We start from the raw sequence: 20,758 nt of genomic DNA, 5'->3' as shown, positions 1-20,758 counted from the left end.
CGGTCCGTGCTTCGCATCGCGGACCGCACGGGGGACGATGGCCGACACCGCATTGCAGGGACTGGTCAAGCGGATCGGCGCGGATCACGTCGTGCGCCGGCTTGGGATCGAGGCCGCGCACGAAAAGCAGGTGTTCGGCCAGGGCACGCTGCTGTTCAATGTCGAGAACTGGAAGCTGGCGCCGCGGATCATCGAAACTGCGCTGAAAGTCGCCGGCCTCCATGGCCGCGCGCGACGCAATGCCGACCAGGTTGAGGTGCGACGCAATCTGGTGACGTCGGCGCGCCTGCCGGCGGCCTTCGACGGCTTCACCATGCTTCAGCTCAGCGATCTCCACGCCGACATCAGCCAGGACGCGATGCGGCATCTGATGGACATCGTGAGCGACATCGCCTGCGATATCTGCGTTCTCACGGGCGACTACCGCGGCAAGACCTATGGTCCGTTTGAAACGAGCCTCACGTTGATGCGGGATCTGTGCGCGCGGATCAAGCTGCCGCTCTACGGCATCCTCGGCAATCATGACGGCATCCGCATGACACCGGCGCTGGAGGCGATGGGCATCAGGATGCTGTTCAATGAGCAGGAGCCGATCACGCGCGATGGCGTGACGATCCACCTCGCCGGGATCGACGACGCGCACTTTTACCGCACCGACGACATTGCAAAGGCTGCCGCGGCGATCCCGCGCGATGCGTTTTCGATCCTGCTGGCGCATACGCCCGAATCCTACCGCGCGGCGGCGGCGGCCGGCTTCGATTTGATGCTGAGCGGCCATACCCATGGCGGCCAGCTCTGCCTGCCCGGCGGCATCGCGATCAAGCTGGAGGCGCGGCTGCCGCGTCGGATGGGCAGAGGCGCCTGGCGGTTCGGTGAACTTGCCGGCTACACATCGACCGGTGCCGGCACCAGCCTTGCGCCGGTGCGGCTGAACTGCCCGGCCGAGATCACGGTGCATACGCTGCGGCGGCTCGGCGACTGAGCTCTGATGCCCCGCCTGCACGCGGCAGGCATGGCAAGCGTAGGATGGTAGAGCCAACGGGTCCGCGCAACGCGCGGCTCGATGATAAACTCAGCGAAACCCATCGATCTCTCACCTGAACGATGATGGGTTTCGCTTCGCTCTACCATCCTACGAACCGACGTCGCAGGCGCGCATTGCCAAAATATCGAAAACAACCCCATGCAAAGGAGCCGGCGGCTGCCCGGATTTCGCAGGGAAGGACGTGTGGCCGATAGCCCTATCCGGTCGCCCTGCCGCAAGGACGGGGAGAGGGAACAGCGGAGGCCTCAGTTTCCCCGCTTCGCGTTCGCGCTCTGCTCGTTCACTGTGCAGGTGATCAGCAGCGTGTAGCCGCGCGCATTCCTGGCAATCTCGGCGGTTTCCTTCTTCATCTCCTCGCGCCACTCGGCGGTCCGGTACGCCACCGCGCTGTTGTCGAGAAAGTCGCGCAGCGCGCCGGTCTTGATCGCGAAATTGATGTTCTCCGGGATGGTCCCCGTTGCCCGCGCCATCCTGACCGCGTCGAGTTTGGCGGCCACCACGCCGACCACCGCGCCGGTAAGGTCGAACAGCGGACCGCCGCTGTTGCCTGGCTGCACGGCGGCGCTGATCTGCAGATGACGCGTGTCGTTGAGGATGCCGCTCAGCGAAGAGACAATGCCCGTGGTGACCGTGAAATCCGATGTCAGCAATCCGTGATAGGGATAACCGATCGCCACTACGCCGTTGCCGACCAGGATGGGGTTTTGCCTGAGGCTGACGACATCCTTGAACGGAGTCGGCGCCTGCAGCAACGCGAGATCATTGGTCTCGTCGTCGGACACCAGGCGCAGCTTGACCGGCGCCTCGCCGCTCAGGTTGCCCGTGATCTCGCTGCAGCCGCCGACGACATGGTGATTGGTGACGACATGGCCGCTGCTGCTGACCACAAAGCCGGTCCCCGTCCCCGATCTCGCCTGTTTCGCCGGCGGCGCGTTGGGTGCTGCCGCCTGCTGCGGCGGGGCAGCCGCAGGCTTCGCCGCGACCGCGAACTCGCCGGCATTGGAGACGCCGTTCTTCTTCACCGAGACGACGCAGTTGAGCAGTGCCGGCAGCAGCTGCGCGGTCTGATTGAGGTTGAACTGAAACAATTGTCCCTGCGCGAAGGCCGTCATCTGGCGCGCCTTGCGGAACTGGTTGATCAGGCTGGAATTCACCGGCATCTCGACATTCACGAGCTGGGTGCCGAGCGGCATGCCGTAGACGTTGAACGCCGGCTGGCCGTCGAAGGTCAGCGCCAGCGGAAACGCTTCGCCCGGCGTGAGACGCCAGCTGTCATGGGCAAAGCCCAGCCGCCAGCTGCCATTCTCGGCGATCGACATCATGAAGAAGATGCCGCTTTGATACGTGGTGCCTGCCGAGCAATGGGTGAAGGCGCCATTCTTGTCGTTGGTGAAAGCACCGCCCTTCCAGTTGCCGACCGTGATCGAGCCGTAGGGACCGCGGGCGCTCGACGGAGTTGCAGGCGCAAACAGCCACGCGGCCGCAACGGCCGCCCAGATCGCAACTCTCATGACGCGCATTCCCCCAGCCACAACCTATCATAGGGGGCGGCGAAATTCATCCGCAAGTGGTGCGCGGCTTGGTCCTTGGTCCTGCAGCCGCGCAATACCGCCGCAAATGAGGCGATCGCCACATCCTCAGGTTACAGAACCTATGTTCCTATTTTGTTCCTTTGTCAGCCGAGATGCTGTCCGTATTTAAGCCCCGTGTCCCAAGTTGAATTTTGGGGTGTCCTGATTCCGATAAAGCTAACGAAAACCGTAGCTTGGCCGATGTTCTCGGTAAGAATACTGAGTCGCACGTCAGATGTTCTGGCTTTAGCAATCGTTATGGTCCGCCAAGTGCTCTCCCTCCACGGGGAAGAAGTATTACCGGGGTTCTCCGTGGGTGAACGGAGTTCCAGCCGCCGCTACCGTCCCCCTTAGCATTCCAATGGAATAAGCCCGCCCTCGCGGGGGTTGGAAGCTGAGGGAGGTCGAGCAAGCCATGGGAAGCGAAAGTGCGCCTTCAAGGCCGGCTGAAGCCGCGTGGGAAGCGTTGACATTCGATGAGCCCGTCATCGTCGCGCTAGCCATTTGGGCCGCGCTATTGGTGGCCCACGTCATCGCGGCGTCGGTGTATTATTGGCGGGAGCGGCGCAGCCCGGAATGGTTGGCCGTTCTTGCGATCTTGGCCTACTGGCCAATCCTGGTGTCGATCATAGGTCTCGGCCTTGCTCTAAAATATCTGATCCGACCGCTGATCGGACAAATAAGACTGTTCCGGCGAAGGTCCGATATCAAAGGCGTCGTTGAGTAAGGCCGCCTCAGTTGGCGGCCTCTCCGTTTATGATGCCGATCCATCGGCGCAAGCTCGATTCAAATCGCTCGCGCACTTCTGCTTCCGAGTTAGCCGTCACGCCAAAAGAGAGCGGCGCGTCCCTTCCTGTAGTTGCGATCCATCCTCCGCAAGCCCGCGGCTGAATCTCTGGCACAATCCCCAGCTTGGGGCTGAAACATAGGCAAATGCAGCCCCGGTCGAAGCGCCCTCTAATACGACACCATGACGTCGGAAGAGATGCGAGCGATGGCAGCGCAGTGTGATGATGTGGCCTTGAAGCTACTCGCTCCCGAGCGCGCCATTGTCCGGAATGTCGCAGCCCAATCGGGTATGCTGGGACACCAATCCGAGATGCTATGTAGAGAGTGGCGATCAATCAGGCCTTCCAGCGAGACTGTTCCCCTCAAGGAAACGGCCCCAGCGCGTTGGAACGAACGCTGAGGCCGCCTTACCGCGCCGCTGAGAATAAAGCGGCCCCGGCACGCAGCTAGCGCCGGGGCCAGAGGGATTGTCATTCCATGAGAACTCGACCCTGCGTCCAATAGGTCTGCTCCCGCATTCACATGGGAAAGTCAGCATGCGTGTCATGGCAGATGCGATGCGGCACTCAAACAAACGGCCCCAGCACTCGGACAACGAGGCTGAGGCCGGGGAGCGCCCGTGGGGTAGGGAAAGATTATGGACACCCCCGCGTAAGCTAGAACCTCGATGGCACGGAAGGGCATTTGCATATGTGAATGAGTGTCCTGATTTCCCCAAGCGAGTGTCCTAACTAGGACAGCACCTCAACCGGGCGGCTGTCCGTATTGATGCCCCGTGTCCTAGGTTGATTTTGGAAGTGTCCTAATTAGAAAACGGCCCCAGCGCCGGGAGAGCGCTAAGGCCAAGTTGACGTCTCCAATGAGCTACGGCAGTTCAGCCGATCAGAAGCCAGCCTAAGCTGATGATGAACGCGACGAGCGATATCCCCGCCAAACCTATGAGGCTGAACTCGACGCCATCTAAATCGGTCCTGAACATAATGTTCAAAGTGTTACACGTCTGATCAGGCGGGCGCTTTAGCGTATGTCAGTCAGCGGCAGTGTCCCATTCCAGATTCCACCGGGCATCAGGTGTCCTGACTTCCCTCTCCGAGTGTCCTAACCGGGACAGTACCTCAACCGGCATTGCCGCCAAGGCGGACGCTACTGCGGCTCCCCGACGGAGGAGCGCGCCGGCGGATTTGGATCGCTGAACCAGTACCAGGATGCGAGGGCATGGACGCCGACGCCGATCAGGAAGATGCCGGCGTAGAGCTCGACTGCGTGATTCATCGCCAGCAGGCGGGCGTGCGGCGCGGCACCCTGGCCCTGGTAGGTCCAGACCCAATGCCCCACGGCGACGATGCCAATGCCGAGCGTGGCGATGGCTCGGCCGAATGCATTCATCCTCACGCGATGGTCTCCCAACTCGCCTGGCCCAGTAAAATTACCGGGCGAAGCTGACGCGGACCTGACATGGGACATCGAAAGAAGCCCGGATGAAGCCACGAAATCAGAAGCCCGCCAGCTCCTTCCCCCTGCAAGGGGGAAGGTCGGGATGGGGGTCAGCCGCAGGCGATGCTGCAAGCGGAGAAAGCAGATCCCCACCCGCTTTGCTCTGCGAGCAAAGCGACCTCCCCTTTTCAAGAGGAGGTAGGAATGCGTAGCCCGGATGGAGCCAACGGGTCGCGCGAACGCGCGCCCGGTGACAGGCTCCGCGAAAATCCGGGGATCGTGCAGCCGAGAGACCTACCCGGATTGCGCTGCGCTTCATCCGGGCTACGAAGCCACGAAATCAGAAGCCGGCTCGCCTCAGCCGTTCCTGAACGCGTAGGCGTAGCCGTTGAGCGCCGGTGCGCCGCCGAGATGCGCGTAGAGCACCTTCGATCCGGCCGGGAAGAAGCCCTTCTGGACCAGATCGATCATGCCCTGCATCGACTTGCCCTCATAGACGGGGTCGGTGATCATGCCCTCGAGCCGCGCGCTGAGGCGGATCGCCTCCTTCGTCTCCTCCGACGGCACGCCGTAGGCGGGATAGGCGTAGTCCTCGATCAGCACGACATCATCCTCGACGATGTCGCGGCCGAGCTCGACCAGCTTTGCCGTGTTCTGCGCGATCGACAGCACCTGCGCCTTGGTCTGCGCCGGCGTGAACGAACCGTCGATGCCGATCACGTTGCGCGCACGCCCATCGGCGGCGAAGCCGACCAGCATGCCGGCATGGGTCGAGCCGGTCACCGTGCAGACGATGATGTAGTCGAACTTGACGCCGAGCTGGCGCTCCTGCGCGCGCACCTCTTCGGCGAACCCGACATAGCCGAGCCCGCCATATTTGTGCACGGACGCACCGGCCGGAATCGCATAGGGCTTGCCGCCCGCCGCCTTCACTTCCTCGATCGCCTGCTCCCAGCTCTTGCGGATGCCGATGTCGAAGCCTTCGTCGACCAGCCGCACATCGGCGCCCATCACCCGCGAGAGCAGGATGTTGCCGACGCGATCATAGACCGCGTCCTCATGCGGCACCCAGCTTTCCTGCACCAGCCGGCACTTCATGCCGATCTTGGCCGCGACGGCCGCGACCATGCGGGTGTGGTTCGACTGCACGCCGCCGATCGAGACCAGCGTGTCGGCGTTGGAGGCGATCGCATCGGGGATGATGTATTCGAGCTTGCGCAGCTTGTTGCCGCCATAGGCGAGCCCGGAATTGCAATCCTCGCGCTTGGCATAGAGCTCGACCTTGCCGCCGAGATGCTTTGACAGCCGATCGAGCTTCTCGATGGCGGTCGGCCCGAATGTGAGCGGATAGCGCGCGAACTTCTCCAGCATGCTGGCATCCTCTTTGGTGGTCTGGAACGGCGGCCACAGCTATCACCCCTGGCGCGAAAGGTGCTCTCTAACTCGGCTCGCGTAGTTCCTAAAGATTGCTGGATCTGGCCCAAATGATATGTTTTCTCTCACAAAATTCGCTAATGGTGAGAGATTCTTCCATGCCCGCGCGTCTCGATCGCATCGACCTCAAGATGTTGAGATTGCTGCAAAAGAACGGCCGGCTCAGCAATGCCGAGCTGGCCGATCAGGTCGGCGTCAGCCCCGCCACCTGCCATCGCCGGACGCAAGCGCTGTTCGACGAGGGGTATCTCAGCGGCGTCCGCGCCATGGTGGCGCCGCGCAAGCTCGGCAAGGGCACGCTGGTCATGGTCGGCGTCGTGCTCGACCGCTCGACGCCGGAGAGCTTTGCGAGCTTCGAGCAGGCGGTGGCGAAGCTCAAATGCGTGCTCGACTGCCACCTCGTCGCCGGCGATTTCGACTACTTCCTCAAGATCCGCGCCGGCGATGTCGACGACTTCAAGCGCATCCATGGCGATCAGCTGATCGCGCTGCCCGGCGTGCGACAGACCCGCACCTTCTTCGTCATGAAGGAGGTCGTGGACAATGCGGCGCTGGAGTTCTGAACCTGACGTGATCCCGGCACGGGCCGGGCGCCGTGAGCCGGCAGATCGGCCGGCCTGCCCGAGAGAAGTAATCCCTACATCCGACTTGATGGCCGGCGCAAACCGGCGCAGTCTCTCACTAAATCCCCGCGGGGGGCGGGGGTCGCGCGCGGATGCGCGGGGGACATCATCCGCGGATGACAATCATGAACGCCACGGCGATCCGACTGGTCATTCCGTTGCTGGCACTTGCCGCCGGCGGCACGGCGGCGCTCGTCTTCGGCATCCGCCAAACCCAGCAAATCCTGGGCGGGAACACGCCTTTGACGGCGACGGCACCATCCGCGCCGGCGGCTCCGGCGCGAGACCAAAACAAGACCGCGCTGGCAAAGGCACAAACCGAGACCGCGGCACTGGCCGACGTGCTGGCGGGACCGGGACCGGCGCCAGCACCGGGCGGCGACGCGGTGCCGGAGTTCGACGTCGTCAACATCGAACCGACCGGCGAGACCGTTGTCGCCGGCCGGGCGCCACCGGGCACGACGGTGGAACTGCTGCGCAATGGCGAGGTGCACGATCGCGCCGTGGCAGACAAGTCCGGCCAGTTCGTCATGGTCCCGCGCCCGCTTCCGCCGGGAAACTATGACCTCACCCTGCGCATCACGCGCGACGGCAAGCAGGTGACCTCCAAACAAAGCGTGGCGGTGGCGCTCGAGGCTGCGACGAGGGAGCGGCCGATGGTGGCGCTGATGGCGCCGGACAAACCGGTCCGCGTGCTGTCGCAACCTGCGGCCACGGCGCCGGCGGCTGGGAAAGTGGCCATCGAGGCCGTCGAGACTGAACCGGACGGCAAGCTCCATGTGAGCGGTCAGGCAGCTCCCGGCGCGACCGTCAGGCTCTATCTCAACGGCAGCTTGATCACGTCCGCGACAGCCGACGAGGCGGGGCACCTCTCGGTCACGATCAACAAGGGCGTGACCGCCGGCAACTATCAGGTGCGGCTCGACGACGTCGACCCCGCCTCCGGCAAGGTCCGCGCGCGGGCCGAGGTGCCGTTCAACGTTCCGGACACGATGACGACCGCATCGATCCCGGCATCGCCAACCTCGTCCGGCCGTGCGGATATCGCCAAACCACAGCTCGCCGCCGCGGCAACCACCACCGCATCTGATGTGAAGTCCCCCTCCGCCGTGATCGTGCCGAAGATCACCACGACCACCGTCGCCCGCGGCGACAGCCTGTGGCGGATCAGCCAGCGCGCATTCGGCGCCGGACAGCGCTACGCCGTGATCTATCGGGCCAACTCGCAGCAGATCCGCAATCCCAATTTGATCTATCCCGGCCAGGTCTTCGTCGTGCCGGCAAAGTGAGACCGGCCTTTCGCCAACGGTCACTTGCCGGGGGATTTCAGGAACGCCACGATCCTGGCGCGATCCTCCGCCGAGCGCACGCCGGTATACGGCTTCATGCCGTTGCCCGACACCACGGCCTCGGGATCTTCGATGAAGCGCAGCAGCGTGCTCTCATCCCAGACGATGTCGGATGATTTCATCGCCTCCGAATAAGGAAAGTTCGCAACCGATCCGGCCTTGCGGCCGACGACATTGTGCAGGTTCGGGCCAACGCGGTTGTCGCCGTCCTTGACCGTATGGCAGGTGCGGCAGGAATTGTTGAACGCCTGCTCGCCGGACACGCCCGCATCCTGACCATGGGACGGCGACGGCGCCAGCGACATCAGCCCGCAAACGACGACGATGAATCCCGGCCGCATCGATCACTCCGTCGGCAATTGCGCCAGGCAAACAGGCGCGCGCAGCACCACGTCTCGGGTGCCATGCCGTCAACGCAGAGGCGCCGTGAAAGGTCCGCTCGCGGCAGGCCCCACATCTGGCGCAGATGCGCGCGCCGCACTAGATGTGCTGCCATGCAACACCCCGCCCTCGAGGATTTCGTCGCCAGCCACAAGCGCCTGTTTGTCCTGACCGGAGCCGGCTGCAGCACGAATTCCGGCATTCCCGATTATCGCGACAGTGACGGCAACTGGAAGCGGACGCGCCCGGTGACGATCCAGGCGTTTTTGGGCGAAGCGGCGACGCGGCAGCGCTATTGGGCGCGCAGCATGGTGGGCTGGCGGCGGTTCGGCCGCGCCGCGCCAAATGGCGCGCATCGCGCACTGGCCAAGCTCGAACAGCAAGGGCGCTGCGAGCTGCTGCTGACGCAGAATGTCGACCGCCTGCACCAGGCCGCCGGCAGCCAGCGGGTAATCGACCTGCACGGCCGGCTCGACGTGGTGCGCTGCCTCGGCTGCGGCGCGACGATGCCGCGCGAACAATTCCAGGACGAGCTCGCGCGACGAAACCCCGCCTGGCTCGCGCTCGATGCCGCCGACGCACCCGACGGCGACGCCGATCTCGAGCAGGATTTTTCGTCGTTCGTGGTGCCGGTCTGCGAGGCCTGCGGCGCCGTGCTGAAACCCGATGTGGTGTTCTTCGGCGAGAATGTGCCGCGCGATACGGTCGCGTCAGCGCAGGCCCATCTCGAGCAGGCCGACGCCGTGCTGGTGGTCGGCTCCTCGCTGATGGTCTATTCCGGCTTTCGCTTCGTCCGAATGGCAGAGCAGCGCGGCCTGCCGATTGCCGCCGTCAATCTCGGCCGCACCCGCGCCGACGAACTGCTCACGCTCAAGATCGAGGATAGTTGCGAGAGCGCGCTGGCGTTCTTGCTGTAGGCCGCTGGCCTCTCCAGGTCATTGCGAGCGAAGCGAAGCAATCTATCGTCACCCCACGCGCGGAGGGATGGATTGCGTCGCGGAGCCTGTCATCCAGCGGCGCCTTGCGCCGACCGGGTGGCTCGCAATGACGGAGCAAGCGGTCACAACCAGCTCTTACGCGCGATGGCGCGGCGCCTTGGCCATCGGCATGTTGGCGTTCCAGTGCGTCCAGCTGACGCTGGCGAGGCTGCCGAGATCCGTCGCCAGCGGGCGACGGGTACGGCGCTCGTACTCGGCGATGCAGCGGCCCGACTCGCCGATCTTGCGCTGCAATTCGTCGATCGTCATCTGCGTCGCGCGGCCGCAATTGGCCTTACCGAGCTGATCGGCCTCGATCGCCTTCAACGCCGCCCGCAGCTTCTTGAGCTGCGCGCGCTGCCAGGCAATGTGACTATCGCTGTCTGCCGTCATGTGGCCGCCACCATCTTCGATCGTTGCACGCCATTGGGAACCTCGATGTCGACCTCGAGCATCGAGACGAACTTGCCACGGTCCATCCGGACCACGACCTTGTCGGGGTCGACGTCGATATGTTTGGAAACCACGCTCAGGATTTCCGAACGAAGTGTCTCCAGGAGATCCGGCGCGCCGGTCCGGCCACGCTCATGCGAAAGCAGGATCTGCAACCGCTCCCGCGCGACGGGCGCCGATGCGGCGCGGCCGCCGAACAGCCGCATTACGTTCATCATGCCGCCCTCCGTCGCAGTAGCCGGTCCATCAGCCCCTTGCGTTGAACCGGTACGGTCATCTCCACCGCCTCGCCCATCAGGCGGCGTACCGCGTCGGTATAGGCCCGTGCCGGCGCGCTGCTTGCTGCGTTCAGCGTGACCGGACAGCCGACATTGGAAGCGCGCAGCACGTCCTGGCTTTCCGGGACGATGCCGAGCAAGGGGGTCGCAAGGATTTCCAGGATGTCGTCGATCGACAGCATCTCGCCGCGCGCGGCGCGGCCGGCATCATAGCGGGTGACCAGAAGATGCTTCTCGACTCGCTCGCCGCGCTCGGCGCGGACCGTCTTGGAATCGAGCATGCCGATGATGCGATCGGAGTCGCGCACCGACGACACTTCCGGATTGGTGACGATGATGGCCTCGTCGGCGTAGCGCATCGCGAGCGTCGCGCCGCGCTCGATACCGGCCGGGCTGTCGCACAGGATCCAGTCGAATTTGGTCTTGAGGTCGGCGATCACGCTCTTGATGCCCTCTTCGGTCAGCGCGTCCTTGTCGCGGGTCTGCGACGCCGGCAGCAGCCAGAGATTCTCCAGCCGCTTGTCGCGGATCAGCGCCTGCGGCAGCTTGGCGACGCCCTGCACCACGTTGATGAGGTCGAACACCACCCGCCGCTCCGCGCCCATCACGAGGTCGAGGTTGCGGAGGCCGACGTCGAAATCGATGACGACGACGTTCTGACCCATTTGCGCGAGCGCCGCGCCGAGCGCGGCGGTTGAGGTCGTCTTGCCGACCCCGCCCTTCCCAGACGTCACGACCAAAACCTTGGCCATTCTCTCTCTCCTTGTGGTCGGTCAGTTCAATGGTGTGATGCGCAGCATTTCGCCCTCGAGCCACGCCTGGGCGGGCCGGTTGCGCAAGCTGTCGGCGATTTCTTCCGCAGTCTGGTAGTAGCCGTCGATCGCGAGCAGCTCGGCCTCGATCCTCTGACAGAAGATGCGGGCTGCCGAATTGCCGTTGATGCCGGCCATCGCGCGGCCGCGCAGCGTGCCGTAGACATGGATCGAGCCGCCGGCGACGATCTCGGCACCGGAGCCGACCGAGCCGAGCACGGTGACATCGCCCTCGGCAAACACGATCGACTGACCGGAACGGACCGGGCTCTCCAGCAGCAGCGACGGCAACTTGGTCTTGTCCTTGTCCTTGTTTTTTTCCTGCACCTGCGGCTTCTGCGGCTCGACATGGGTGATCGCGCAGGCCCGGCCGCCGGTCAGAAGCGGCGGCATGTTGGCGCCGAGCTTCGATTCGTCGACGCCCTCGATGCCGAGGATGCGGATGTTGCGCTCACCGAGGCTGCCGATCAGATGCGCGATCGCGGTCTGGCTGAGATCGACCGCCGAGAGGTCGAGCACGATGGGCTTGCCGGTGAAGAAACCCGGCGACTTCGCCAGCGTCGCGTCGATCTCGGCCAGCCAGGACACCACGGGCACGACCGGCGAGAAAACGAACGCAACGTAGGAACGGCCGCGCATGCGGACCTGCTGACGTGCGACCTGTTGAGTTGCGTCCATCGCCCCTGACTCGGTTGTCTTGTCGAATGGTTAACAATCGGACCGCATGGTTAATCAAAGGTTAACGCAGTCAGGGTTTTCACCGATTTGGACAGCGCTCGCCCGGGAGCCTCGAAACGCGCTTTGGCGTTTGAACAGGTGCGGAATTGGGGGAGATACGACCGCGTTTTTGAGCTGGATCAATTTTCTTCGCGCCAGACGGGGTTATCATTCCGCGAGCGTTTGCAGACCACGTCATGACCCACTCCAGCTGGATCGAGATCCTGCGGTGCCCGAAATGCCGACGCACGGGCCACGCTGAGCTTTCCGAGGTCGCCCCGTTTCGCAACCGAATTGTTCGGGTCTCGGAGGAATTCGAAATTCGCGCCGACGAGCGCGGCGACGATTTCCAGTGCCGAGCCTGCAAGCTGCCAGCCCTGCCATGACAGCGGATGTCTTGGCGCGCATCCGCCAATCACGCCAAAAAATTGTCATTGGATCAATTAATTGCAGCTATTCCGGCTTGATATTCGCCGACTTGACGATCGGCCACCATTTCTCGACCTCGACGGCTGCCTCAGGTCGATCACCCGGACGAGGTCGACGCCGCAATCAAACTCCACTTGCGGGAGTTCGCGCCAACGGCGTGAGGCGTATCACCCGCCGGCAAGCGCGACCTAGCGGCGACGCGATCTATTTTGGTCTAAGAGGATTGGCCCGCCGAAGACCCGCGACTTCGTCGCGGGCCTCCCGGGAACGGCTACGCCGATCAGTGGACCGAACGGTCGGTGCGGGCAGCGGCCCGCGCGGTCGTCATCTTGTTGCGGGGCGTCAGAACGCTGAGCTGATGCGGCGTCGCCGACGTGGTGGCAACGGGCGCCTGCTCGCGGGCATTGGCGGCGCCGATCACGCCGGCCTGCACCGCCGAGATCGGCAGGCCCGCGGCCTCGTAGGTCGGAAGTTCCGCAGCGGACGCGGCGGTTGCGATCGCGAGAGCGGCGGCAATGGCGGAGAGGGAAATCTTGATCACGGAAGGCTCCTCAATGGCACGTGAGAAGCAGAGTTAGTCAGCTATTATTGCAATGCAATATCAATGTTGCCGCACCGCACAAATAATTGATCGCCCGCGTCCCTGGCGAGCACCATGGGCCGTCGTGAAAATGCTGCTCGTTAGCTTCGGGTGCCAGCCTGCCTCTGCTTCTGTAACGGCGTGATTGTATTCGCGGTGACGCGCGGCGTTCTCGGCATCCTGCCGGCCGCTTGCCATTGTCTCGAAATCACGACGACCGAATCGCTGGCTCATCGCCGACAAGCCCGCACGAATTCGGCTGGTCTCCTCTGTCGACCCGATGCGTCGCTCGACCTTCCGAACCGATGATGGTGCAGGTCCACGTCGGGGTACCCAACAATGATGATCCGCCCTCCTAGAATAGCGGCTTGCCGTGCGCCTCACCGTGGTGCGATGACACCACTTTGATGCGTCGAGCTCGTCGCAGTCGTCGGAATGTTCGCCTCATCCGGAGACATCAATGCCGCGGTATTTTTTTCATATCCACGGCGGCCATTCAGTGCTCGATGATGTCGGCCTGGATCTTCCCGACATTTTCGCCGCACGGACGACGGCGATTGAACTGAGCGGCGAGATACTCAAGCACGACGTGACGGAGCCATTCTTGCGTCATCTTCGCTGGCATGTCGAAATCAGCGACAGCCCCGAGCCGGGCGGCCAGTCACTGTTCGTCCTTCAGTTTTCCATTGCGGCATGAATAGCAGCGAACGCAGCGCTCGCTTGCGGCGCCTCGTGGCCATCTTAAAACTTCGCGATGGAACGAAGCGTGCAAGCTTGATGTCCATGAGGAGTACTCTGAAAGCCCCGGAGACACGCTGAGCTAAAGCTGCAATTCCCGTCCATTGTGGCCGGACCAATCGCCGGCTTGCTTTGGCTCGCAGAAACCAATCACGACTACACAACGGAGAAGACGCTTCGCCGAAGCGCTTTCAGATATCACCGCCTGGTGTCTCGAATTTGTATTCGCGCCTAGACCTGACCTCGGAGGTCCCGCATGGCAGCAAGGCACATCTGGTACGTCTCCTTCATTGATCAACGCGATGCTCCGCCCGACAGGCACGCACGAAGGACTGCGACATTCGTATCCGAACAGGATGCGAAGCAGTTCACAAGGAAACTGGCGGAGGACCAGCGCATCGAGAGACTTTCAGCTGGAACGATCAACCCGTATCGGCCTAAGCGGGTCATCGGATCCAGAGACATTGGCCAGTGGCTTGGCAAAACCTAGCCCGCCATGGTGATCCGCAGTTGAGCTTGATCCCATCGTGCAACGACGATCCATCTTTTGAAACGGCCGCGCCTGAAGAGTAGTTGCGAATGCGAATGATGAAACCAGGTTACTGCGCTCTTGCTGAACCACAAGGGATGACGCAAACCGTATTCCGATGCTTGGCTTGGGGTTTGATCCTAGGCCTCTTCATCGTCACCGATACTCCGCTGGCATTCCGTCCGCACACGTTGATATCGGCGAACATCGATCGTTTTGCAGCTCTGTTCATTATCGGGGTCGCCTTTTCGCTCGCCTATCCGAAGCACGTGCTGCCAATCCTGCTCGTCCTTCTCGCTATAGTCGTCGGCTTCGAACTCATCCAAAGACTGCTCCCCGACAGACATGGACACGTAAAGGACATGCTCGTCAAAGGCACTGGCTGCTGCGCAGGCGTCATCATCGCAACTGCCTTGCGACGCTCGTTTTCCGCAATCTCCAAGCGGACAGGCAGCCCGTTGATCTAGCGGGGATGATCATCGCGCGCGAAGCTCGATGAAAAAACGCCGGTCCGCCGCCGCTATTCGACGGATGGAGACCCGGTCGGCCCGGAATATGAGACGGCAAGCGTAGCAAGGACAGTCCTGTTGCTGATCTCGAGCTTGCGGAAGATGTGGTGCAGATGAACCTTGATGGTACCGTCGGCCACCTTCAGACGGCGGCCAATCTCCTTGTTCGACAAGCCCTCCGATACCAAACGCATGATCTGACGCTCGCGGTCCGTCAGCACCGCAAGATATTTCTCCGGGATCGTCGTTTGCGCGTAAGGGATGGCTTCTTCGTACGAGGGCGGAGGCAACGTCTTCTGGCCGTCGGCGACTTGCCGCAACGTCTGCAAGAGCGTTTCGGGCTCCTCCTCGCTCAGAAGCACACCGCAAGCTCCCGCTGCTGCGAGCATGGCGAGATCGCGATCCTCAACCGAGGCGGCAAGAAACACGAGCCGCACACCAAGCGCCCCGGAATTTGCGACCTCGAGCATGGCCTGCCCAGAAATGTCAGGCATCGACATGTCCAAAATGGCGATGTCGGGCGCAAGGCTCTGTATTGCCTTGAAGCAGCTCGCGATATCATTGCAGCGAGCAACAACTTTGAAATCACGCTCTGCTTCGAGCAGGCAGTTCAGACCCAATAAAACGACTGGATATCTACTGGCAATGACTACACGACTGAAATGCATTTCCGATCAACCCTCAGTCCCCCTCAGTTCAGATCGGCGCCCATGTCACTAATAAGCTACTCCAATATGAGACATTTCAGTAAGGTTTTGTTGTCGCTGGGTCCCGTGAATCTACCGCCTGGAGCGCGCCGACAAAGTGATTACACAACGCGTAATCGCAGCGACGATCCGTCGCACCCTCAGCGAGTGCCCGTCGACCAGGACCAAGAGATCACCCTCGTCGGTTTGGCGGCCCCAAATGCCTATAACCAACGGTATATAGGGATATTGGGGATTAGCATCTAACATTCTTAAATATTTTCGGAGTGGGTTAAGCGCTTTTCGTCCCAGGTTTGTTCCATCGACCAAATCTGAGGAAGCTTGTTTTTACGTCGTTCTTTTCAGCTGGGCGGGCCACCAAAAATGAGCCGGGTTCAACCGTTCAACCGCTTGTATCATTGTAGCGTCCGGGAGAGTTTCCATGAGACGACGATATCCTTTTGCCATTGCGCTGGTTGGTGAAAATAGTCTTCGCAAAGAAGGCCTTGCAAGAATTCTAAATTCGGAGAATTTCGTCCTAACCTCAATATACGACGCCGATGATTGGCCCGGCGACGAGGCGCTTCAGAAAGCCCCCGCCAGTCCGGCGCTGTTCCTCATCGTTCATAGTGGCGATGATTTTCGCCCGACAGTCGAGCAAATCGACTCGTTCAAGCGCCGTCACGCGGATGCACGTGTCGCAGTTGTCGCGGATCACTTTCAACTGAATGATCTGGTTGCCGCATTCCGAGCCGGCGCCACCGGATATTTCATCGACGTGATGAACTGCGACGCGTTCATCAAGTCCATCGAACTCGTCATGATGGGTGGGACGGTATTCCCGCCGGCATTTTTGGAGTCCGCTCTCGATGCCGAGAAACGCGAGGTGGACGATGTCGCTGTAGCCAACGATGACGATCATGCCGTCGCAACGGCAGATGACACGCTGGCTCAGCAACTTTCGCCGCGGGAAGTTTCAATCGTGCAGTGCCTGATTGAAGGCGATTCCAACAAGTGCATTGCGCGCAAGATCAAGATTGCCGAAGCCACGGTGAAGGTTCACATCAAGGCGATCCTTCGCAAGATTCGGGTTCAAAACAGAACGCAGGCGGCAATCTGGGGATTGAACCATCGATCTGCGGCTTGGTCGAGAAACAGCAGTTCGGCGCATCAGATCGTTGACGTGACCGAGCGGCTCCTCCCACCCGGCCGGGAAATTCCCAAGATCGCGAGAGCGGGCCGGCCGGCGCCACTTGGCGCGATCGACCATGCGGAGAACTACTTCGAAGTCTCCCTCACCAATGGCCATACCCGCAAGGACATGAGCAAAGCCGACGGGGCGATCCGACTGCGGAAATAGCCGAGACTCGTCCGGTCTGGCGCATCGACATCACCGCGCGGGATGATTTCCCGCGCGCGGCGAGCATTGACCACGCAGACGCGAAACGGAAGCGGAAATGATCTTGTTGACCGGCGGTGCCGGCTATATCGGATCCCACATCGCTGTCGCGCTACTCGACGCCGGGCTCGATGTCGTCGCGGTCGACAATCTTTCCAACAGCAACAGCGCCTCCCTCGAACGGATACGAGCCATCTGCGGGCGATCGGTCATTTTCCGGCATGCCGATATCCGCAATGAAGAGGCGATCTACCAAATCCTGCGCGCCCACGACGTGACCGCGGTCATTCATCTCGCCGGCCTCAAGGCGGTGGGCGAGTCCAGCGCTCAACCCATCACCTATTACGACAACAACGTCGTGGGAACGATGCGGCTCGTGTCCGCCATGACGCGAGCATCCGTCAAGACGCTGGTCTTCAGTTCATCCGCAACCGTTTACGGGACACCCGCGTACCTGCCGCTGGACGAGAAGCATCCTGTCGCACCGATCAATCCGTACGGCCGCACAAAATACTTCATCGAAGAAATACTGAAGGATCTTCATGAGTCCGACAAGGATTGGCGGATTGCCATCTTGCGCTACTTCAATCCGGTTGGCGCCCACGAAAGCGGACTGATCGGAGAAGATCCCCTGGACGTGCCGAACAATCTGTTGCCGATTGTAGCACAAGTGGCGATCGGACGGCGTCCGAAGGTGCATGTTTGGGGAAACGACTATGATACTCCGGACGGCACCGGGATCCGTGACTTCATTCACGTTGTCGATCTTGCATCCGGACATCTGAGCGCCCTGAGCCAACTGAGACAGCCCGGCCTTCTGACGGTCAATCTCGGAACAGGAAGCGGCAGTAGCGTCATGGACGTGATCCAGACATTCAAGGAAGTGAGTGGCCGGCCAGTCCCGTATGTGATCGACCAACGCAGGGTCGGTGACGTCGCAACCTGCTATGCCGATCCAACTCTCGCGAAGAACCTGTTGGGCTGGACATCAACGCGATCGCTGACACAGATGTGTGCCGACCATTGGCATTTCCAGATGAAGAACCCGAACGGCTATCGCGGCGCGTAGTCGGCGAGAGCCGTCTGCGTCTTCGAGAATTTCTGTCTTGTTCGAGGCCTACTCAATCCCGCGCAAGGCAGACGACTGCTCTCATCGGCCAGCTCAAGTAGCGCCGCCTGGTTAAGCCACCACTCACCAATGCTCGCAATTCGCAGAATGGCAGGATGACGCACCGAGTATTGGTTAATCCTTAATTGCTGCCTTCACTTGCTGTACGACAAGGCATCTTCGGGAACTGCAGGCTATCGTCCTGTGAACCGACTTTCGGTTCAAGGTAGGACGGAATGCTTCTGGACAACGAGACGACTGGCGCCACCATGTGTTCCGAGAGCTTCCGCGCTCGCGACCGTGGGGAGCCGGAAGCCCGGCTCACAATAGGCCAGGTCATCGGTCGAACTGCCAGTCAGTTTCCGAACCAGCCGGCGATCGTTTCGAGCGCTTTCGAGCCTCTGACATACAACGGTCTTGAACGCCAGTTGAACGCAATCCGCCGGCGGCTGCGCTTGGCCGGCTTCGATTGCAATACCCGGATCGGGGTCCTGATGCCGAACGGCCCGGAGGCGGTTCTCGCCATCGTGGCAGTCGCCTGCTGTAGCGTCGCGGTTCCTCTCGACCCACGCCTCTCCCTGCCTGAAATCGAGCAGCGTCTCGACATGCTGAACCTGAGCGCGCTCGTTGTGCTGCAGGGCAGTGCCCCTGAAGCTCGCCAAGCCGCGGCCCGCAGAACGCTTGCCATCATAGAAGCCGCTCCGGTCGGACAGGGCCAGCTTGGACTCGAGATCGCCGTGCAAGTTGCCGGCTCCCCTGCCATCGACGCCGAGCCGGATCCGCGCTCCCCCGCCTTCATTCTGCAGACGTCGGGCACGACCGCGCAGCCGAAGCTCATTCCGTTCAGTCATGACAATATGCTGGCGGCAGCCGAACGCCTTCAGGCCTGGTTCGGCCTCACGTCCCGGGACCGATGCCTGAGCGTGTCGCCCCCCTACTATTCCCATGGGCTCAAAGTGACGATCTTCACGCCGTTGCTGACCGGAGGCAGCATTGCCATCCCGGCGAACAGTGCCGTCGTCGCACTCGATGAGTGGTTCGATGTCCTGCGGCCGACCTGGTACTCGGCAGGCCCTGCGCTTCACACCGCGGTGCTGGACAAGGCGCAGGGCCTCGAGAATGCACAGGCTGCGCACACTCTGCGGTTCGCGATGTCGGGCGGCGCGCCGCTCCCGAGAGCCGTGCAGGACGGCCTGCAACACGCTCTCGGCGTGCCGGTGCTGGAGCATTACGGCTCCAGCGAGGCGGCCCAAATCGCCGCCAACCAGCTGCCGCCCGGTCCGAACAGGCCCGGCACCTGCGGAAGACCCTGGCCCGATACTGTGGCGATCGTTGGCGAGGATGGACATCCCTTGGCAGCCGGCGAGCGCGGAGAGATCTGGATTCGTGGACCGACCGTGACGTCGGGCTATCTCGATGCGCCGGAACTCAATCAAGCCGCTTTCACGAAGGGTTGGTTTCAGACCGGCGATATCGGCAGCCTCGACGAAGACGGCTTCCTTTCGCTGCACGGCCGCCTGAGCGAGCTGATCAATCGCGGCGGTGAGAAGATTTCTCCCGCCGAGATCGAAGCCGCGCTGTTGCGACATTCGGCGATCGCCGAGGCTGCGGCCTTCGCGATCTCGCATCCGCGCCTGGGCGAGGACGTCGCAGTCGCCATCGTCCTTCATCGCGGCGCGCAGGCGAGCGCTGCGGAGCTTCGGCTGTTCCTGCAACGCGAGCTGGCCTCGTTCAAGATTCCGAGACGTATTCTGACGCTCGACCATCTGCCGAAGGGGGTGACGGGAAAGGTTCAGCGGCGACGTCTGCGCGAGCTGGTCGACCGGCCACGGGGGCACCAGGCGACGATGCCGGAGCCCGTCGCGAACGGGCCGTTGAATTTGGAAGCCGAGTTGCTGACCCTCTGGCGCAGGCTGCTCAAGAACGAGGCCGTGACCGTTGACGATGATTTCTTTGCCAGCGGCGGAGACTCCCTTCTCGCCATGGAGATGCTGATCGAGGTCGAGCGGCTTGTCGGCTATCCCGTGCCGGAAACCATCATGTTCGGGGCAGAAACCGTCCGGCAATTTGCCGCAAGGGTTTCCGTACCAACGGACACGTGGACGACGCCGTTCTTCCAGCCCCATGCGCCTGGCACGCGGTCTCCGCTGTACTTTTTCAACGGCGACCTTGTCAGCGGCCACGCGAGCGTGCGGCGGGTGGTAGAGCTTCTGGGGCCGGATTATCCGATCATCTCGATCAATCCCCACGGTCTTCATGGCGAGCCGATTCCGGGCTCGATCGAGGCGATGGCCGCCGACCGCCTGCCGTTCATCCTGGCAAGGCAAGCGAGCGGTCCCTTTCTTCTGGGCGGCAAGTGCAATGGCGCCATGGTGGCGTTCGAAGTGGCCCGCCAGCTGATGGCTGCCGGCCACACGGTTGATTTGGTTACGATGGTGGACCCGCCGACTGTCAGTGCCCGTCCAATGCCGCGGGCGATCCTGGGGCTGCTGAAGCCGCTGGTTTCCCCTTATCTCTTGCGTTGGACCTTCGAGCAAATGGTGAGACTGGAGCGATATTTGAAGCTCCCGGCGAACGGGCGGACTGCGATCGCCAAGGTCGAGATTCCAACGGCGTTGTGGGACGCTCATTCAATCGCAATGGCGCGGTATTGTCCGGCGCCGCTCGAGATCCCGGTGGCCTTTTACGCGGCCGACCACGATGGCCGAGCGTGGCGGCATCTCAGCTCTCAACTGGAATTGATACAGGTGCCTGGCGGACATCCCGGCTGCCTGTTGATCGGTGCGGAACTGCTCGTGGATCACCTGCGGCGGAGATTTGAAAAACTCGCCTCGGGATCGAGCGCCACGTGAGAAATCGGACGTCAGCCATGACACGCCCCGATGAGCGGGCGGAGGATCGAGGCCGTCGGACGCCG

At 62.2% G+C, this 20,758-nt stretch carries 21 protein-coding genes; 11 read left to right on the top strand and 10 right to left on the bottom strand.

The genetic code is table 11. From position 1 onward, the window contains the following. Window positions 1–37 precede the first annotated feature (37 nt). Window positions 38–982, top strand: a complete 945-nt coding sequence (locus QA639_RS02950; protein WP_283089124.1) for a metallophosphoesterase — start codon at window positions 38–40, stop codon at window positions 980–982. Between the two features lie 308 nt (window positions 983–1,290). Here the strand turns inward: QA639_RS02950 and QA639_RS02945 are convergent, their stop codons facing one another. Next, on the bottom strand, window positions 1,291–2,556 hold the full coding sequence (locus QA639_RS02945) for a S1C family serine protease (RefSeq protein WP_283089123.1): 1,266 nt from the start codon (window positions 2,554–2,556) through the stop codon (window positions 1,291–1,293). 475 nt (window positions 2,557–3,031) lie between these two features. Here QA639_RS02945 and QA639_RS02940 point away from each other — a divergent pair, with 475 nt between their 5' ends. Beyond that, a complete protein-coding gene (locus QA639_RS02940) occupies window positions 3,032–3,343 on the top strand; it encodes a hypothetical protein (RefSeq protein WP_244481874.1) in 312 nt (103 codons plus the stop codon). A gap of 1,205 nt (window positions 3,344–4,548) precedes the next feature. On the opposite strand, the gene QA639_RS02935 is transcribed toward QA639_RS02940, so the two are convergent. Together QA639_RS02935 and QA639_RS02930 are read right to left on the bottom strand one after the other, a co-directional pair. Then, on the bottom strand, window positions 4,549–4,791 hold the full coding sequence (locus tag QA639_RS02935; protein ID WP_050383993.1) for a hypothetical protein: 243 nt from the start codon (window positions 4,789–4,791) through the stop codon (window positions 4,549–4,551). A 405-nt stretch (window positions 4,792–5,196) separates the two neighbouring features. Further along, window positions 5,197–6,210, bottom strand: a complete 1,014-nt coding sequence (locus QA639_RS02930) for a 1-aminocyclopropane-1-carboxylate deaminase (protein ID WP_028335255.1) — start codon at window positions 6,208–6,210, stop codon at window positions 5,197–5,199. Window positions 6,211–6,371: 161 nt separating this feature from the next. Here QA639_RS02930 and QA639_RS02925 point away from each other — a divergent pair, with 161 nt between their 5' ends. Together QA639_RS02925 and QA639_RS02920 are read left to right on the top strand one after the other, a co-directional pair. After that, entirely contained in the window at window positions 6,372–6,836 is a 465-nt protein-coding gene (locus QA639_RS02925) for an Lrp/AsnC family transcriptional regulator (protein ID WP_028335254.1), read from the top strand. A 185-nt stretch (window positions 6,837–7,021) separates the two neighbouring features. Continuing rightward, on the top strand, window positions 7,022–8,185 hold the full coding sequence (locus QA639_RS02920; RefSeq protein ID WP_244978753.1) for an Ig-like domain-containing protein: 1,164 nt from the start codon (window positions 7,022–7,024) through the stop codon (window positions 8,183–8,185). A 20-nt stretch (window positions 8,186–8,205) separates the two neighbouring features. Here QA639_RS02920 and QA639_RS02915 read toward each other — a convergent pair whose 3' ends face one another. Continuing rightward, window positions 8,206–8,586 carry a c-type cytochrome gene (locus QA639_RS02915; RefSeq protein ID WP_244978754.1) on the bottom strand — a complete coding sequence of 127 codons (381 nt, stop codon included), beginning with the start codon at window positions 8,584–8,586 and terminating at the stop codon, window positions 8,206–8,208. A gap of 153 nt (window positions 8,587–8,739) precedes the next feature. On the opposite strand from QA639_RS02915, the gene QA639_RS02910 reads away from it, so the two are divergent. Then, window positions 8,740–9,543, top strand: coding sequence for an NAD-dependent protein deacetylase (locus tag QA639_RS02910; RefSeq protein WP_050383996.1), 804 nt, complete (start codon window positions 8,740–8,742; stop codon window positions 9,541–9,543). 156 nt (window positions 9,544–9,699) lie between these two features. Here QA639_RS02910 and QA639_RS02905 read toward each other — a convergent pair whose 3' ends face one another. From QA639_RS02905 to minC, 4 genes are read right to left on the bottom strand one after another with little or no spacing between them, the layout of a single operon-like run. Then, window positions 9,700–9,996 (bottom strand): hypothetical protein, encoded by a 297-nt coding sequence (locus QA639_RS02905; RefSeq protein ID WP_016842303.1) that lies wholly within the window; start codon window positions 9,994–9,996, stop codon window positions 9,700–9,702. Next, a complete protein-coding gene (minE, locus tag QA639_RS02900; protein ID WP_026192121.1) occupies window positions 9,993–10,271 on the bottom strand; it encodes a cell division topological specificity factor MinE in 279 nt (92 codons plus the stop codon). The genes QA639_RS02905 and minE overlap by 4 nt, the downstream gene beginning before the upstream one ends. Continuing rightward, complete coding sequence (gene minD, locus QA639_RS02895; RefSeq protein ID WP_028335250.1) at window positions 10,271–11,086, bottom strand: septum site-determining protein MinD; 816 nt, start codon at window positions 11,084–11,086, stop codon at window positions 10,271–10,273. The genes minE and minD overlap by 1 nt, the downstream gene beginning before the upstream one ends. Window positions 11,087–11,107: 21 nt before the next feature. Further along, window positions 11,108–11,824 (bottom strand): septum site-determining protein MinC, encoded by a 717-nt coding sequence (minC, locus tag QA639_RS02890; protein WP_028335249.1) that lies wholly within the window; start codon window positions 11,822–11,824, stop codon window positions 11,108–11,110. A 236-nt stretch (window positions 11,825–12,060) separates the two neighbouring features. Here minC and QA639_RS02885 point away from each other — a divergent pair, with 236 nt between their 5' ends. Then, entirely contained in the window at window positions 12,061–12,249 is a 189-nt protein-coding gene (locus QA639_RS02885) for a hypothetical protein (protein WP_157347893.1), read from the top strand. A gap of 323 nt (window positions 12,250–12,572) precedes the next feature. Here the strand turns inward: QA639_RS02885 and QA639_RS02880 are convergent, their stop codons facing one another. After that, window positions 12,573–12,833 carry a hypothetical protein gene (locus QA639_RS02880; RefSeq protein WP_028335247.1) on the bottom strand — a complete coding sequence of 87 codons (261 nt, stop codon included), beginning with the start codon at window positions 12,831–12,833 and terminating at the stop codon, window positions 12,573–12,575. A gap of 499 nt (window positions 12,834–13,332) precedes the next feature. Between QA639_RS02880 and QA639_RS02875 the strand changes: the two genes are divergently transcribed. Both QA639_RS02875 and QA639_RS02870 read left to right on the top strand, forming a co-directional pair. Continuing rightward, window positions 13,333–13,569: a DUF6894 family protein gene (locus QA639_RS02875; protein ID WP_028335246.1), complete on the top strand. Its 237-nt coding sequence runs from the start codon at window positions 13,333–13,335 to the stop codon at window positions 13,567–13,569. A 620-nt stretch (window positions 13,570–14,189) separates the two neighbouring features. Next, complete coding sequence (locus QA639_RS02870; protein WP_080667132.1) at window positions 14,190–14,606, top strand: VanZ family protein; 417 nt, start codon at window positions 14,190–14,192, stop codon at window positions 14,604–14,606. A 53-nt stretch (window positions 14,607–14,659) separates the two neighbouring features. Here the strand turns inward: QA639_RS02870 and QA639_RS02865 are convergent, their stop codons facing one another. Continuing rightward, window positions 14,660–15,316 (bottom strand): LuxR C-terminal-related transcriptional regulator, encoded by a 657-nt coding sequence (locus QA639_RS02865; protein WP_225162391.1) that lies wholly within the window; start codon window positions 15,314–15,316, stop codon window positions 14,660–14,662. Window positions 15,317–15,776: 460 nt separating this feature from the next. Here QA639_RS02865 and QA639_RS02860 point away from each other — a divergent pair, with 460 nt between their 5' ends. The 3 genes from QA639_RS02860 to QA639_RS02850 all read left to right on the top strand — a co-directional run bounded on the left by QA639_RS02860 (window position 15,777) and on the right by QA639_RS02850 (window position 20,693). Continuing rightward, the gene (locus QA639_RS02860) at window positions 15,777–16,694 is read left to right on the top strand and encodes a response regulator transcription factor (protein WP_283089122.1); all 918 of its coding nucleotides are present in this window, start codon (window positions 15,777–15,779) and stop codon (window positions 16,692–16,694) included. Between the two features lie 97 nt (window positions 16,695–16,791). Then, complete coding sequence (galE, locus tag QA639_RS02855; RefSeq protein WP_028335243.1) at window positions 16,792–17,802, top strand: UDP-glucose 4-epimerase GalE; 1,011 nt, start codon at window positions 16,792–16,794, stop codon at window positions 17,800–17,802. 275 nt (window positions 17,803–18,077) lie between these two features. Next, a complete protein-coding gene (locus tag QA639_RS02850; RefSeq protein WP_080667131.1) occupies window positions 18,078–20,693 on the top strand; it encodes an AMP-binding protein in 2,616 nt (871 codons plus the stop codon). Window positions 20,694–20,758: the final 65 nt, after the last annotated feature.

The sequence above is a fragment of the Bradyrhizobium pachyrhizi genome, from assembly GCF_029714545.1.
GTDB classification, from domain to species: domain Bacteria; phylum Pseudomonadota; class Alphaproteobacteria; order Rhizobiales; family Xanthobacteraceae; genus Bradyrhizobium; species Bradyrhizobium pachyrhizi.
Note: the sequence above shows the minus strand (reverse complement) of the source record. Positions and strands in the feature narration are given on the sequence as shown.

Bases quoted from the DNA above. Each gene is read 5' to 3' on its own strand.
- QA639_RS02930 (WP_028335255.1), bottom strand. From the start codon at position 6,210: ATGCTGGAGAAGTTCGCGCGCTATCCGCTCACATTCGGGCCGACCGCC.
- minC (WP_028335249.1), bottom strand. From the start codon at position 11,824: ATGGACGCAACTCAACAGGTCGCACGTCAGCAGGTCCGCATGCGCGGC.
- QA639_RS02945 (WP_283089123.1), bottom strand. From the start codon at position 2,556: ATGAGAGTTGCGATCTGGGCGGCCGTTGCGGCCGCGTGGCTGTTTGCG.
- minE (WP_026192121.1), bottom strand. From the start codon at position 10,271: ATGAACGTAATGCGGCTGTTCGGCGGCCGCGCCGCATCGGCGCCCGTC.
- QA639_RS02875 (WP_028335246.1), top strand. From the start codon at position 13,333: ATGCCGCGGTATTTTTTTCATATCCACGGCGGCCATTCAGTGCTCGAT.
- QA639_RS02910 (WP_050383996.1), top strand. From the start codon at position 8,740: ATGCAACACCCCGCCCTCGAGGATTTCGTCGCCAGCCACAAGCGCCTG.
- QA639_RS02925 (WP_028335254.1), top strand. From the start codon at position 6,372: ATGCCCGCGCGTCTCGATCGCATCGACCTCAAGATGTTGAGATTGCTG.
- QA639_RS02915 (WP_244978754.1), bottom strand. From the start codon at position 8,586: ATGCGGCCGGGATTCATCGTCGTCGTTTGCGGGCTGATGTCGCTGGCG.
- QA639_RS02935 (WP_050383993.1), bottom strand. From the start codon at position 4,791: ATGAATGCATTCGGCCGAGCCATCGCCACGCTCGGCATTGGCATCGTC.
- QA639_RS02905 (WP_016842303.1), bottom strand. From the start codon at position 9,996: ATGACGGCAGACAGCGATAGTCACATTGCCTGGCAGCGCGCGCAGCTC.
- galE (WP_028335243.1), top strand. From the start codon at position 16,792: ATGATCTTGTTGACCGGCGGTGCCGGCTATATCGGATCCCACATCGCT.
- minD (WP_028335250.1), bottom strand. From the start codon at position 11,086: ATGGCCAAGGTTTTGGTCGTGACGTCTGGGAAGGGCGGGGTCGGCAAG.
- QA639_RS02950 (WP_283089124.1), top strand. From the start codon at position 38: ATGGCCGACACCGCATTGCAGGGACTGGTCAAGCGGATCGGCGCGGAT.
- QA639_RS02885 (WP_157347893.1), top strand. From the start codon at position 12,061: ATGACCCACTCCAGCTGGATCGAGATCCTGCGGTGCCCGAAATGCCGA.
- QA639_RS02940 (WP_244481874.1), top strand. From the start codon at position 3,032: ATGGGAAGCGAAAGTGCGCCTTCAAGGCCGGCTGAAGCCGCGTGGGAA.
- QA639_RS02865 (WP_225162391.1), bottom strand. From the start codon at position 15,316: ATGCATTTCAGTCGTGTAGTCATTGCCAGTAGATATCCAGTCGTTTTA.
- QA639_RS02860 (WP_283089122.1), top strand. From the start codon at position 15,777: ATGAGACGACGATATCCTTTTGCCATTGCGCTGGTTGGTGAAAATAGT.
- QA639_RS02850 (WP_080667131.1), top strand. From the start codon at position 18,078: ATGCTTCTGGACAACGAGACGACTGGCGCCACCATGTGTTCCGAGAGC.
- QA639_RS02920 (WP_244978753.1), top strand. From the start codon at position 7,022: ATGAACGCCACGGCGATCCGACTGGTCATTCCGTTGCTGGCACTTGCC.
- QA639_RS02870 (WP_080667132.1), top strand. From the start codon at position 14,190: ATGCGAATGATGAAACCAGGTTACTGCGCTCTTGCTGAACCACAAGGG.